The sequence below is a fragment of the Daejeonella oryzae DSM 19973 genome, from assembly GCF_000422945.1.
In the GTDB taxonomy this organism is placed as follows: Bacteria; Bacteroidota; Bacteroidia; order Sphingobacteriales; family Sphingobacteriaceae; genus Daejeonella; species Daejeonella oryzae.
Window position 1 is genome coordinate 739,703 of sequence record NZ_AUHA01000002.1, and the last position, 14,103, is coordinate 753,805.

Annotated in this window: 15 protein-coding genes; 8 read left to right on the forward strand and 7 right to left on the reverse strand. The window is 38.2% G+C overall.

Annotation, left to right across the window (positions count from 1 at the left end; translation table 11 throughout):
* The first annotated feature begins 7 nt into the window (after nucleotides 1–7).
* Nucleotides 8–454 (forward strand): single-stranded DNA-binding protein, encoded by a 447-nt coding sequence (locus tag G521_RS0103595; RefSeq protein ID WP_026897306.1) that lies wholly within the window; start codon nucleotides 8–10, stop codon nucleotides 452–454.
* A 62-nt stretch (nucleotides 455–516) separates the two neighbouring features.
* Here G521_RS0103595 and G521_RS0103600 read toward each other — a convergent pair whose 3' ends face one another.
* The 6 genes from G521_RS0103600 to porX all read right to left on the reverse strand — a co-directional run bounded on the left by G521_RS0103600 (nucleotide 517) and on the right by porX (nucleotide 6,341).
* A complete protein-coding gene (locus tag G521_RS0103600) occupies nucleotides 517–1,824 on the reverse strand; it encodes an amidohydrolase (protein ID WP_026897307.1) in 1,308 nt (435 codons plus the stop codon).
* A 63-nt stretch (nucleotides 1,825–1,887) separates the two neighbouring features.
* Nucleotides 1,888–2,361 carry a DinB family protein gene (locus G521_RS0103605; RefSeq protein ID WP_026897308.1) on the reverse strand — a complete coding sequence of 158 codons (474 nt, stop codon included), beginning with the start codon at nucleotides 2,359–2,361 and terminating at the stop codon, nucleotides 1,888–1,890.
* Between the two features lies 1 nt (nucleotide 2,362).
* Nucleotides 2,363–3,040 carry a M15 family metallopeptidase gene (locus G521_RS0103610; RefSeq protein WP_026897309.1) on the reverse strand — a complete coding sequence of 226 codons (678 nt, stop codon included), beginning with the start codon at nucleotides 3,038–3,040 and terminating at the stop codon, nucleotides 2,363–2,365.
* Complete coding sequence (locus tag G521_RS0103615) at nucleotides 3,041–4,252, reverse strand: alanine dehydrogenase (protein WP_026897310.1); 1,212 nt, start codon at nucleotides 4,250–4,252, stop codon at nucleotides 3,041–3,043.
* 60 nt (nucleotides 4,253–4,312) lie between these two features.
* Nucleotides 4,313–4,732: a tRNA (adenosine(37)-N6)-threonylcarbamoyltransferase complex ATPase subunit type 1 TsaE gene (tsaE, locus tag G521_RS0103620; RefSeq protein WP_026897311.1), complete on the reverse strand. Its 420-nt coding sequence runs from the start codon at nucleotides 4,730–4,732 to the stop codon at nucleotides 4,313–4,315.
* Nucleotides 4,733–4,787: 55 nt separating this feature from the next.
* On the reverse strand, nucleotides 4,788–6,341 hold the full coding sequence (gene porX, locus G521_RS0103625; protein ID WP_026897312.1) for a T9SS response regulator signal transducer PorX: 1,554 nt from the start codon (nucleotides 6,339–6,341) through the stop codon (nucleotides 4,788–4,790).
* Between the two features lie 93 nt (nucleotides 6,342–6,434).
* On the opposite strand from porX, the gene G521_RS0103630 reads away from it, so the two are divergent.
* From G521_RS0103630 to G521_RS0103660, 7 genes are all read left to right on the forward strand, one after another.
* Nucleotides 6,435–7,670, forward strand: a complete 1,236-nt coding sequence (locus G521_RS0103630; RefSeq protein WP_026897313.1) for an HD domain-containing protein — start codon at nucleotides 6,435–6,437, stop codon at nucleotides 7,668–7,670.
* 72 nt (nucleotides 7,671–7,742) lie between these two features.
* Nucleotides 7,743–8,795 carry a UDP-3-O-(3-hydroxymyristoyl)glucosamine N-acyltransferase gene (gene lpxD, locus G521_RS0103635; RefSeq protein ID WP_026897314.1) on the forward strand — a complete coding sequence of 351 codons (1,053 nt, stop codon included), beginning with the start codon at nucleotides 7,743–7,745 and terminating at the stop codon, nucleotides 8,793–8,795.
* A 19-nt stretch (nucleotides 8,796–8,814) separates the two neighbouring features.
* Nucleotides 8,815–10,224, forward strand: coding sequence for a bifunctional UDP-3-O-[3-hydroxymyristoyl] N-acetylglucosamine deacetylase/3-hydroxyacyl-ACP dehydratase (locus G521_RS0103640; protein WP_026897315.1), 1,410 nt, complete (start codon nucleotides 8,815–8,817; stop codon nucleotides 10,222–10,224).
* Nucleotides 10,221–11,006: an acyl-ACP--UDP-N-acetylglucosamine O-acyltransferase gene (lpxA, locus tag G521_RS0103645; RefSeq protein ID WP_026897316.1), complete on the forward strand. Its 786-nt coding sequence runs from the start codon at nucleotides 10,221–10,223 to the stop codon at nucleotides 11,004–11,006. Before G521_RS0103640 ends, lpxA begins: the two co-directional genes overlap by 4 nt.
* Nucleotides 11,007–11,042: 36 nt before the next feature.
* The gene (locus G521_RS0103650) at nucleotides 11,043–11,660 is read left to right on the forward strand and encodes an ABC transporter ATP-binding protein (protein ID WP_026897317.1); all 618 of its coding nucleotides are present in this window, start codon (nucleotides 11,043–11,045) and stop codon (nucleotides 11,658–11,660) included.
* A 175-nt stretch (nucleotides 11,661–11,835) separates the two neighbouring features.
* The gene (gene efp, locus G521_RS0103655) at nucleotides 11,836–12,396 is read left to right on the forward strand and encodes an elongation factor P (RefSeq protein ID WP_026897318.1); all 561 of its coding nucleotides are present in this window, start codon (nucleotides 11,836–11,838) and stop codon (nucleotides 12,394–12,396) included.
* Between the two features lie 121 nt (nucleotides 12,397–12,517).
* The gene (locus G521_RS0103660) at nucleotides 12,518–13,090 is read left to right on the forward strand and encodes a 5-formyltetrahydrofolate cyclo-ligase (RefSeq protein WP_026897319.1); all 573 of its coding nucleotides are present in this window, start codon (nucleotides 12,518–12,520) and stop codon (nucleotides 13,088–13,090) included.
* Between the two features lies 1 nt (nucleotide 13,091).
* Here the strand turns inward: G521_RS0103660 and G521_RS0103665 are convergent, their stop codons facing one another.
* Nucleotides 13,092–14,102, reverse strand: a complete 1,011-nt coding sequence (locus tag G521_RS0103665; protein WP_026897320.1) for an arginase family protein — start codon at nucleotides 14,100–14,102, stop codon at nucleotides 13,092–13,094.
* Nucleotide 14,103 lies beyond the last annotated feature (1 nt).

Consider the following 14,103-nt stretch of genomic DNA (forward strand, 5'->3'; position numbering starts at 1 on the left):
AAATCTTATGTCTGGAATTAACAAAGTGATTTTAGTGGGACATCTGGGAAAAGATCCCGAAGTCCGGCACCTCGAGGGAGGTGTTAGTGTGGCCAGCTTTCCATTGGCAACGTCAGAAACTTATAATAAAGAAGGCCGGAAAATTGAGCAAACCGAATGGCACAATATCGTAATGTGGCGTGGCTTGGCTGATGTAGCTTCCAAATATCTTCAGAAAGGGAAACTGGTATATATTGAGGGTAAATTGCGTACCCGGTCTTTCGAAGATAAGGAAGGTCACAAAAAATATACTACAGAAGTAGTTGCAGAAAATTTTACCATGCTGGGTAGAAAAAGTGATTTTGAAAATGGAACTTCCAACAACAATCACACTCCAAATAACGGCCTGAATAAACAAGAAGAACAGCCAATGACGTATGATCAGAATAGTCCAAACGATGATCTTCCTTTTTAAAAAATTTGTTTACTAAAAAAACCTGCTCCAAAAAGAGCAGGTTTTTTTGTTTTTAAATGATATTACTTGACCGACATTTCCATATAATCCAAAGCGAGGTTAGCAAGTGCTTTTACCCCCAAAGTGAATCCACTTTCATCAATAAAAAAATCTGGTGTATGGTGTGATGCCGTCTTTTTAGGATCTTTTCCTTTTGGCATTCCTCCTAAAAAAACATACAGGCCGGGAGATTTTTCCTGGAAATAAGAAAAATCTTCAGCTCCGGTTTCTGCAGGAACTAAAACTACTTTATCTGCTCCCGCTGTGTTTTTCAATGAAGGAAGCATTTTTTCGGTTAAAGCGGGATCATTATACGTAACAGGATACCTTACACTAAACGGAATTTTAACTTCAGCAACAGCACCCGAACTTTCGGCAGTTTTAGTGGCAATGGTCTTTATTCTCTCAATAAGCAGTTTTTCATCTTCAGAACTTAAAGCCCGAATTGTTCCCATCATTTCAACCTGTTCAGGAATAATATTGGAACGGTTGCCGCCATGAATTGAACCAATAGTAACAACGCCCGCATTTTCGGTAACATTTAAATTCCTGCTAACAACAGTCTGTAAATTATTTATTATTTGCGCAGCCGTCACAATCGGATCTACAGAAGCCCAGGGTGCAGCTCCGTGTGCCGATCTTCCCTTAACAATAATCTGCATATCGTTCACACTCGCCATAGTACCTCCTGGGTGGTAAGTAATCTTTCCAACCTCTGTTTGTGCATCTATATGTAAACCGAAAATTGCATCAACCTTCGGATTCTGCATCACCCCTTCTTTAACCATTAAGTCCGCACCACCTTCTTCACCAAAAGGCGGGCCTTCTTCTGCAGGCTGAAAAATAAATTTTATGGTTCCTTTTAAATCCTTTTTCATGGATGACAGAACTTCTGCCACACCCATTAAAATTGCAACATGAGAATCATGGCCGCAGGCATGCATAACCCCAACTTCATTGCCATTGAAAGTACTTTTTACTTTGGATATAAAAGGCAGATCTCCACGTTCAACAACCGGCAATCCGTCCATATCAGCACGCAAAGCTACCACAGGACCAGCTTTACCTCCTTTTAAAATTCCGACAACGCCTGTTTTAGCAACACCTGTTTTAACCTCAATCCCCAATGACTGCAAATGCTTGGCAACAATTCCGGCTGTTCTAAATTCCTGGTTGCCAAGTTCGGGATGTTGATGAAAATCCCGCCGCCAGGCAATTACTTTCTCCTCAACTTTATCAGCAGATTTATTAACCTGAGAATTTAATGCGCTTGTTTGAGCAAATGCTGAAACAGAACATATCATCAAAAGCAACGCCCATAATCTTTTCATAATCCTAATATTTTAATTAAAAATAGGAATATAAATCTCAAATTACGGATGAATACTTAGCGCTTAAGCAGACTTTATTTGATTAGACATCCTTAAGATGCTGTAGATGTGATGCGCCTCGTGAAGCAGGAATAATTCGGTCCACATAATTATTGACAGGTTTCCATATTTGGGATGAAATCCGGCTCTGCTTAGTTCTCCTGAATCCAGAGAAAATAAAATTTCACGCAACTTTTGCCTGCCTTCCTTTAAATAATCCAACAAATTTCTAGCAGACATTTGGCAAGCCAGCAAAAACGCAGGATCGCTTTCAGCTTGATAGGAATCAAATTTTGCATTGAAGGTTCCCATAATGGTTTCAATGCGGTTTAGAAAGATATAATTATAGGAAGATAAATGTGCTAAATGCTGATGAATTGACCACTTTCCCTCATACAATTTCAGGTTCAAATCTTCATTTGTCAAACCTTCAATCAGGTTTTCAATTACCTGGGTTTGATTAACCATCCGGCTCTTGGTGGCTTCGGGTAATTTCATATTATAGTTGTTTAAAGGGAATATCCATCAAATCAAATTGTTTCCAGTCTCTAAAATCAAAATGCCACCATTCATTATAAAGAACAGAAAAGCCGTGTTTACTCATAAGATCTATTAAAAGATCTCGATTTCTAATTACGCGTACTGGAAGATCTTTAAAATCCGGACTGGCTTCGGGAGCAAAGCTATCATAGGACGTTGGCATCTTTAATTCCCTGCCATTTTTCAGTTTAACAATGGTTAAATCTATTGCGCAGCCACGGTTGTGCCTTGAACCATTTTTAGGATGAGCAACAAAGTTTTTATCAGATACAGTTTCGAAAAACTCTACAGTAACAGCATATGGCCGATATGCATCGTAAATTTTTAAACTCAGGCCCTTTTGATTTAATTCCTGCTGGACCAATGCTAAGGCTTTGACCACGGGCAGGCGTGCAAATGCTCTGGCTTGATTATAAACCGCCTTCTTACTAAAATTATTGGTGCCCGCATACCTGATATCCAATTTAATATTGGGAATGTAGTTTTTGATCTCCACTAGTTCATTATCATTATTTTTATGAACTGTTTTTTTATAATCAGCAACATCATCAATAATTGCTAAGCCATATGAATTTATGGATTGAGCCGGGCATATTCCGGCATACAGAAGCATGAATAAAAAGAAGATCTTCCTCATTTATCGGTTAGAAACAATAAGCAGGTTTAAATCCTTGAAAGGAATATTAAATCTTTCAGAAAGATCAATATTGGTTAACTGGCCCTGGTAAAGATAAATAGCATTACGAACACCCGGTTTTTCCCATATAACGTTCATTATGCCACCTTTATCCCCAATATCAACCAAAATAGGAGTTAAAATATTTGTAAGTGCGTACGTAGCAGTCCGGGCTACACGCGAAGCTATGTTAGGAACGCAGTAATGAATAACATCATGCTTTCTAAACGTTGGATGAGTATGATTTGTAACTTCCGAAGTTTCAAAACAACCACCCTGATCTATAGATACATCAATAATAACTGAATCAGGTTTCATTTTAGAAACGGTTTCTTCTGATACAATGCAGGGACTGAAACCATGCTGTGCACGGATTGCTCCGATTGCTACATCGCAGCTCCACAACGCTTTCTGCAAAACTACCGGCTGAATTACCGATGTAAATACGCGGGTTCCTATATTATTTTGCAAACGGCGAAGTCGATAAACGGAACTGTCGAAAACTTTAACCTCTGCACCTAGTGCAATAGATGTTCGGGCGGCATATTCTCCAACGGTTCCGGCTCCCAGAATAACAATTTCTGTAGGCGGAACTCCGGTGATTCCACCCAGCATCAGGCCTTTGCCTTCAAAAACATTGCTTAAATACTCGGCGGCAATTAGCACTGATGTGGCGCCAACAATTTCACTCATAGCCCTTACAATGCTTAACGAATTTCCTTCATCACGCAGGTATTCAAAAGATAGTGCGGTGATCTTTTTCTTCATGAGTGAATGCAGAAATTCAGGCTTTACAATGGCCATCTGTAATGCGGAAAACAGAACCTGGCCGTTCTTCATCATCTCAATTTCATCGCTTGTGGGCGGTGCTACTTTTATAATCAGATCGGCCCGGTAGACTTCTTTTTTATCATAAACTATTTTTGCTCCCTGTTCGCTGTAAGCAGAATCTGAAAAATTTGCTCCTGAGCCTGCTCCGGATTCAATAACTACCCGATGACCGTTGTTAACCAGAAGCGAAACAGAAAGAGGGGTTAGAGCGATACGAGTTTCCTGGAAAGAGGTTTCTTTAGGTATTCCGATATATAGATTGTTCTTTTTGCTTTTCGTTTCCAGCATCGCTTCCTGAGGCTGCAATAAAGCCTGCTTTGCAATGTCAGATAATTCACTCATCATGGGCTCTCAGTAAAGTTTTTGAAATTACAAATTTGACAACGTAAAAATAGCATTAATTCAATTAGTTATCTCTGCAGTTATATTCCTTGAAGTTTCACTTACTACTTCAATCGTCACCTTGACAAATGAATCAGGCCACAAATCCTTAACTTGCTCAGGCCATTCAATAAAGCAATAGTTGCCTGAATATAAATATTCTTCAAAGCCAATATCAAAAGCCTCTTCCTGACTTTTAATCCTGTAAAAGTCAAAATGATAAATTAAACCTTTAGATAAGGGATATTCATTCACCAGAGAATAGGTTGGACTTGATACAGAATCAGTAACTCCCAATTGATGGCAAAGAGCTTTAATCAAAGTGGTTTTACCGGCTCCCATGTCACCAAAAAAAAGAAATATTTTATGATCACCCGCAACTTTCAAAAGCCGGCTTGCCGCTTCAGAAAGTTGCTCAGGGTTTTCGGCTTTAAAATTCATAGAACAAAATTAACATTCTGCCCGATTCAGCAATCTTTTAAAGCAATTTTTTCAACTAACGGGGAGTGTACGTTACAAAAGGAACTATTACCTCCTCTAAAGATATACCCCCGTGCTGGAAAGTAGAATTAAAATAATTCACAAACTGATTATAATTATTTGGATAAACAAAATAGCTGTCTTCCTTAGCAAAAATAAAGCTCGAACTTATATGCAATTTAGGAAGCATCGCATCATGCGGATTTTTAATATGAAAGACGTCCTTGGCAATAAAATTCAGGTTTTTCCCCTGCTTATACCTCAAATTTGTGTTTGTATTTCTATCGCCGATAACCTTACTCGGATGTTTTACGCTAATTGTTCCGTGATCAGTAGTTATAATTAATTTGATCTTTTTTTGCGAAAGCTTCTTCAACGCATCAAGCAATGGAGAATGCTCAAACCAGGATAAGGTTAATGATCTGTAAGCGGCTTCATCATTTGCAAGTTCGCGGATCATGGCCATTTCTGTACGTGCATGCGATAACATATCCACAAAGTTGTAGACAATCACGTTCAGATCATTACTCATCATATTATTAATATTTTCAGTAACATCTTTACCCTGCTCAAAAGTTAAAACCTTATGGTAAGAATACTTACATTCTTTGCGAAGACCTCTTTGAATATGATCTGCCAGGAATTTTTCTTCATGCAGATTTTTTCCTCCTTCATCTTCATCATTCTGCCACATATCCGGAAAACGTTTTTCCATTTCCAGGGGCATTAAACCTGAAAAAATAGCATTTCGGGCATATTGTGTTGCTGTAGGCAAAATGCTGTAATAGCTGTCTTCAGCTTCAACATGATAATATTCGGTGAGGATAGAATTGATCATTTTCCACTGATCATATCTTAAATTATCTATCAAAACAAAAAATACGGGCACATTAGTTTCCAGTAACGGAAACACCTTCTTTTTAAATAATTGATTAGACATTACCGGACCACTTTCCGGATCTTTAATCCAGGAGAGGTAGTTTTTTTCAATGAACTTACAGAACTGAACATTTGCTTCCGACTTTTGCATTGTCAGAATTTCGTGCATGCCGGCATCTTCCAGTTTTTCAAGTGAGAGTTCCCAGTAAACCAATTTCTTATATACATCAACCCATTCAGAAAAGCTCAGATTTTCGTTCAATGTCATTCCCAGCGTTCTAAAATCCTGCTGATAAGCCATTGACGTTTTCTCGCTAACCAGTCGCTTATTATCAATCAGCTTTTTAATGGTTAAAAGAATTTGCTTTGGATTAACCGGTTTGATCAGATAATCATCAATTTTAAATCCGATGGCATCTTCCATCAGATATTCCTCTTCGTTTTTTGTAATCAAAACAATGGGGACATCCGGATTAATGCTTTTGATTTTTGCTAGCGTTTCTAATCCAGTTAAACCGGGCATATTTTCATCCAAAAAAACCAAATCGAATTTTTCTTTCTTGAACAAATCAAGGGCATCATTACCATTGGTAACTGTCTTTAAATTGTATCCCTTCTCGTTTAAAAATAATATATGTGGTTTTAACAGATCGATTTCATCATCGGCCCATAAAATGGTTGTTTCCTGCATTAGTGTAATATTTAAGTATTATAAAGACCAGAATCACGTTTAAATTCATAATCTCATTAAAATTAACAATTTTTGTGCCTTAGCCTTCCACGATTGAATAAGAAAAAAATTATTAATGATCCGGTTTACGGATTTATAACTATTCCTTCTGAATTAATCTTCGATTTAATTCAGCATCCGTATGTTCAGAGGATGCGTTATATCAAACAGCTGGGCATGACTCATCTGGTTTACCCGGGTGCGCTGCATACCCGTTTTCATCATGCTATAGGCGCCATGCACCTTATGGGACTGGCTGTAGAAACACTGCGAAGCAAAGGACATTCTATTTCAGAAGAAGAGGAGGAGGCAGTTACAATTGCTATACTTTTACATGATATCGGCCACGGCCCATTTTCGCATGCGCTAGAGCACACTATTGTTGAAGGAATATCTCATGAGCATATTTCTGCTTTGCTCATGGATAATTTAAACCGTCAGTTTGGCGGAAAAATGGATATGGCTCTGTCAATTTTCAAAAAACGATACCCCAAAAAATTTCTTTACCAGTTGGTTTCCGGCCAGTTAGATATAGATCGCATGGATTATCTAAGCCGGGATAGTTTTTTTACAGGAGTTTCTGAAGGGGTTATCAGCTTCGACCGCATTATCAAAATGCTTGATGTGGTAAATGACCAGCTGGTGGTAGAAGAAAAAGGTATTTATTCAATTGAAAAATTTCTGATTGCACGCCGTTTAATGTACTGGCAGGTTTATTTACATAAAACAGTTATCGCGGCAGAGCAAATGCTGGTTAAAATCCTCGAAAGAGCAAAAGAAATATCCTTAACAGGAAGAGAGTTATTCGCAACACCCTGCTTTGCGCACTTTCTGAACAAGTCAATATCAAGAGAAGATTTTACCAATGACCCCCAACATCTCGAAAAATTTTCGAGACTTGATGATCATGATATATTTACATCCATAAAAGTTTGGGCTAAAGATGAAGATTTGATTTTATCAACCCTTTGTCAGCACCTTATTGACAGGAATCTTTATCAGGTAGAAATAAGTAATGAACAGCCTTTAGCTGAAAATATTGATACTTTAGTAAACTCGGCCGGCATCCAATACAATGTAGATGAGGATGACGCATCTTATTTTGTATTTACCGATACAATTAAGAACAATGCTTACAGCGTAGGTGATGGTAATATTAATCTTTTAATGAAAGATGGCAGTATTCAGGATATTACTATAGCCTCTGACAATTCCAATTTGGAAGCACTTGCCAAGACTGTTAAAAAATATATTTTATGTTATCTGAAAGAATTGAAACAATCAGAATAAATACGTTTCTAAGTAAATAATGCTAACACGGACAAAATTTGTTCGTTAACTAATAACACCTAAATTTGCCGCATGCAATTCACTGCACACCAGATTGGTCTTTTATTGAATGGAACCTTAGAAGGTAATCCGGAGGTGTCAGTTAATCAACTGGCTAAAATCGAGGATGCTCAATCAGGATCACTTACGTTTTTAGCTAATCCCAAATACGAACAATTCCTGTATAATACACAGGCATCTGTGATTATAGTTAATGAAGATCTGGTTCTTTCTCAGCCGGTTCAGGCAACTTTAATAAGAGTTAAAGATGCATACAGCGCTTTTTCGATCTTGTTAGATCAATATAATACCATCAAATTAGATAAGAAGGGAATAGAAGACCATTCTTTCATACATCCCACTGCTATAATTGGCAAAAACACGTATATCGGTGCATTTGCTTACATCGGTCCTAATGTAAATGTTGGAGATAATACCAAAATCTATCCGCATGTATACCTGGGAGATAATGTATCCATAGGAAATAATTCAACTCTTTTTTCTGGAGTAAAAGTATATTTTGATTGCCTTATTGGGGATCATGTAACTATACATTCTAGCACTGTAATAGGTAGCGATGGGTTTGGTTTTGCTCCTCAAAAAGATGGAAGTTTCCAAAAAGTTAGTCAGATAGGTAATGTGATCATTGAAGATCATGTGGAAATTGGTTCAAATACCTGTATTGATCGTGCTACTTTGGGATCGACAATAATTCGCAAAGGAGTTAAATTGGACAACCTGATACAAATAGCTCATAATGTAGAGATCGGATCAAATGCTGTGGTTGCTGCACAAACAGGTATTTCTGGAAGCGCCAAAATTGGTGAAAACTGTGTTATAGCCGGACAGGTTGGTGTGGTTGGTCATATTAATATTGCCAAAGGTTCTAATATAGGGGCAAAATCCGGTGTCAACAATTCCATAAAAGAAGAGAATAAAAATTGGAATGGTGTTCCATTAACAAATTACAGGGAATCTTTAAAAATCCAGGTAATGATGCTTCGCCTTCCGGATATGTACAAAAAAATTGAAGAATTAGAAAAACAGATCTTAGAACTGACAGAAGGAAATAAAAAGCCGGTCTGATTTTAAGGCAAGTACTATTATGAACGTAAAACAAAGAACAATCAAGTCGGAGATTTCTGTTTCAGGTGTTGGACTGCATACCGGCCAGCCGGTAACAATGACATTTAAACCCGCAGCAGAAAATCATGGCTATAAGTTTAAACGAATTGATTTGCCGGAATCTCCTGTAGTAGATGCGGATGTTGACAATGTAACCGATACTTCCCGTGGAACAACTATTTCGCAGAACGGAGCAAGTATCAGTACGGTTGAGCATGTTTTAGCAGGATTAGTTGGACTTGAAGTGGATAATGTTTTAATGGAATTAGACGGGCCGGAAATTCCGATTATGGACGGAAGTGCTCTGATGTTTATAGAAGCCCTTGAAAAAGTAGGTTTTAAAGAGCAGGATGCCGACCGCGAATATTATAATATCCCCAGTAATATTCATTATTCTGAACCAGACCGTAAGGTTGAAATTGTAGCCATGCCATTAGACGATTATCGTTTTACGTGTATGATTGACTATAACTCTCAGGTTTTGGGCAGTCAGCATGCGGCAATTACCACCATATCTGAATTTAAAAAAGAAATAGCTTCCTGCAGAACTTTCTGCTTTTTGCATGAGCTGGAAATGTTGCTGGAGAATAATTTGATAAAAGGCGGCGATCTGAATAATGCAATTGTTGTGGTTGATAAAAAAGTAACTCCCGAAGAACTGAAACATCTGGCTGTTTTATTTAATCGGGATGATATTGATGTTGCACAGGAAGGGATTTTAAACAATATTAAACTGCGTCACCAGAATGAACCTGCCCGTCATAAATTACTAGATATGATTGGAGACCTGGCATTGGTTGGTGTTCCTTTAAAGGGCCATATTATGGCAGCCCGTCCGGGTCATGCGGCCAACATCGCTTTTGCCAAGAAGATTAAAGCCCAGATAAAAAAAGAAAAGAGTAAGAAACATGTACAGGTATACGATCCGAACGCAACACCGGTGTATGATACTGTAGAGGTGATGAATATATTACCTCATCGTCCGCCTATGCTGATGATCGATAAAATTATCGAGCTCACTAAAACCCATGTGGTGGGGGTTAAAAATGTGACTATGAACGAGCCGTTCTTTGTGGGTCACTTTCCGGATGCACCGGTAATGCCCGGAGTCTTACAGATTGAGGCTATGGCTCAAACCGGTGGAATTCTTGTATTAAATACAGTTCCGGATCCGGAAAATTACTTAACTTATCTTCTTAAAATTGAGAATGCCCGGTTCAAAGATAAGGTCCTTCCCGGAGATACGATCATTTTCCGCTGCGATCTGATGGCACCTATTCGCCGCGGTATTGCACAAATGAGAGGTATAGGCATGGTTGGAGACCGAATAGTGGTTGAAGCAGAGCTTATGGCATTAATTTCAAGAGTTGAAGATAAAAAAGAAGCATGATCCAACCTCTAGCATACATCCATCCGCAGGCAATAATTGCCGAAAATGTAGTCATTGAACCTTTCGTAACCATCTATAAAGATGTGGTTATAGGCGAAGGAACCTGGATTGGTTCTAACGTAACTATTATGGATGGAGCACGCATTGGCAAAAATTGCAGAATCTTTCCGGGCGCAGTAATTTCTGCTCCTCCTCAGGATCTGAAATATAAAGGAGAAGCAACTACCGTTACTGTTGGCGACAATACAATAATCCGTGAATGCGTAACCTTAAACCGCGGAACCGCATTAGATAAAAACACGACAACCATTGGCAGCAACTGCCTTTTAATGGCGTATGTACACATCGCACATGATTGCGTGATTGGGAATAATGTCATTATTGCCAACTCCGTTCAGCTTGCCGGACACATAGAAGTGGAGGATTATGCATTTATAGGAGGAGCTTCAGCGGTACATCAATTTGTTTCCATAGGTGCACATTCTATTATTTCAGGAGGATCTCTGGTTCGTAAGGATGTGCCTCCTTATACTAAAGCCGGCCGCGAACCCTTATCCTATGTAGGGATAAATTCTGTAGGATTAAGAAGAAGAGGATATACCTCTGATCAGATTAATGAAATTCAGGATATTTACCGCACTATTTTCTTAAAGAAATTTAATATTAGCAGAGCGCTGGATATTATTGAAACTGAAAGGGAGCCAACCGAAATTCGCGATGAAATTCTCGGGTTCATCCGAAATTCAAATCGCGGCGTAATGAAGGGCTTTGGAAACTCCTGATAAGCTTCTGACTTTATCCTTTTACAGGAAAAATTAATGCAAATAGTTTTAGAGAAAATTGGCCGCAGGTTTAATCGTGACTGGATATTTAAAGAAATTTCCTTTACTTTTAAAATGAATGAGTCGTACGCCATTTTAGGTGCAAATGGCTCAGGTAAATCAACACTGCTTCAAATAATCGCGGGCAATTTAACTTCTTCTGCCGGAACGGTTTCCTATTCAGAAAATGATCGTGCCATCCATATTGAAAATGTATATTCCCATTTAAGTATGGCAGCTCCTTATATGGAGTTAATTGAAGAATTTACTTTACAGGAAATAATCGATTTTCATTTCAGTTTTAAAAGCTACCGCGATGGTATGGATTCAAAAGACTTTCTTGCCCTTCTGGCATTAGATAAAGCACAGCATAAAGCCTTAAAATACTTCTCATCAGGGATGAAACAGCGGGTAAAACTAGCTTTGGCATTTTGTTCCCAAACACCGGTTTTATTATTAGATGAACCAACAGCCAACCTTGACAACCAGGGGATTCACTGGTATTTATCTCTTATTGAAAAATTCTCACTTAATCGCTTAGTCATTGTTTGTTCCAACCAGGAACACGAATATAAATTCTGTAAGCAAACATTAAATGTTGCTGATTATAAGTAAGAACTCCGCTTCACAGATCTAAATTTCTTATACAACTACTGTTTTCTAATTAAAAAAATCATCGTTTAAACAACTGTAATGACGATTTTTCAAATCATCAAAAAATATTTTCACAAATCGTTTTTTTATAGAATAAACAATATATCTTTGCGGCTCGAAATCCGGAACAAATTCAATGGCAAAAGCATCTGATATAAAGAATGGAAATATCCTTCGCCTTAATGGAGAACTGGTAGTGGTAGAGGAATTTATTCACCGCACTCCAGGAAAAGGCGGTGCGTTCTATATAGGCAAGTTGCGCAACATTAAAACAGGCAAAACAGTTGAAGCCCGTATGGGTACTGACGAGCAGGTTGAGATTTGCCGGGTTGAAACAAATGATTATCAGTATTTATACGAAGAAGGTGATTATTATGTAGTAATGGATAATACATCATTCGAACAATTTAACATTCCAAAATCTCTTTTCGGCGAAGCAGCACGCTTTCTTAAAGAAGGAATGAATGTAATTGTTTCTATGGAAAGTGAAGAGCCAATTATGGCGCAGGCACCACAATTTGTAGAATTAGAAGTAACATACACAGAACCTGCAGTTAAAGGTGATACCTCAACAAACGCTTTAAAAAGCGCAACAGTTGGAACAGGCGTTGAAATAAAAGTGCCGATGTTTGTTAATCAGGGAGATAAAGTAAAAGTTGATACCCGTTCCGGGAGTTATATAGAAAGAGTTAAATAGTTTTTTGACTATAAAGATAAGGTTTAGGTTTAGGTTGATTAGTGCGGTCTCAATTAATTTGAGGCCGTTTTTTTTTTGGATTTTTCTCGGCGAAAATTAACAGAGTTTTATACATTGCGATGTGTACAAAGAAACTCTACGTAAAACATATTTAGAGCGAAGAAAGAACTTAAGCCGCTCGCAATATTGGACTTTAAACGAAAACCTGCTGGAGCAGGTAGCAAAAATTAACTGGGATCAGTTTAAATTAGTGCATTTGTTTATGCCCATTAATAAGCATCTGGAAGTTGACACATTTTCCATTCTGGAATATTTTAAAGAGAAAGAGCCTCAGCTAAAAATCGTTATTCCGCGTACCAACTTCGATTTAATTGAAATTGAAAATGTATTATTTGATCCCATATATACCATTCTGGGACGTAATAAATACGATATTCCGGAACCAATTCACGGAAAAATAATTTCATCAAGCCAGATTGACGCCGTTTTTGTTCCCCTGCTGGCTTTTGACCTGAAGGGTAACCGAGTAGGTTACGGAAAAGGATTTTATGATAAATTTTTAAAAACCTGCCGGAATGATGTTCAAAAGATTGGTCTGTCATTCTTTGACCCGGTAGATCAAATCAATGATTTAAATGAATTTGATATCCCTTTAAACGCATGTATAACACCGTCAAAAATTTGGGAATTTTAGATTATCTCAGCTGAGCCTTAACAAAATCACTTATTAAAGTTGCAATAAGCTTCCCGGTAAGCTGATCCTCCCTGCCATCTGTTAAATGAACTGCCCCTTCTGCAATATGCAGATAGAAAAACTGGCGTAATTTAGTTTGAGTGATCATCTCCCGAACCTGTGTAACTGTAAAACCTGTTGGAGAAATAGCACTTGATAAGGCTCCGCCGATACAGTCAAGATCTACTTCTAATCCGCATATGCCTTCCGTAAAATTCATGGCATCCTGAAAAGCACGGTCGTGACTGTCATTTTCTCTGATGAAATCCTCCAAAAAATAGTAGCGTATCTGACTTTTTAAAGCGGTCATTTCATCAACTAATGACTGGGAATTATAATTTTCCTGAAGACCCAAAACTGCATATTTATTCAAAAAATTTTCACGTAAAGCATATCTGAAACCATTTCCGCTATGTCGCCCTTCCATTATCCTGAAATCACTATGCGCATCCAGATTGATTGTGTTTACCGGGCGATTGAATTGCCGGGATAAGGCTCTTAATATTGGATACGAATTATTATGTCCTCCCCCAATTATTATTGGAATTTTCCCGGCATTAAAAATCATTTGTAAAAGCCCGGTTACCCGGTCGTCTATTTTGCTAACCAGGTCACGCATTTGCTCCAAATCGTTTACATGATGTGGATTTAAGTCCTCTGCAGCTTTTAACTCACCTTCAAAATCCAGATGACCTAACACAGCCATCTCTTCGCCGGTAAAGCGTTTTGTGCTTTGAATATTTACCAATGTTTTTAAAGCGGGTTCCCAGGCCGTATGTGCACCACCCAAACCAAAGTTCGCTCTAACTCCAATATCCTCGGGCAAACCCAAAAGAACAAATTTACAAGACAGGCTGGTTAAATTTTCCAGACCGGATACCAGCTGCAGCTTTTCTCCAAGTTTGGTTTCGCCTTCACGGATGGAGGTTAAGGATAGTAAGTGCTCTTTTGTATAAATATGCAATCGTTCCATA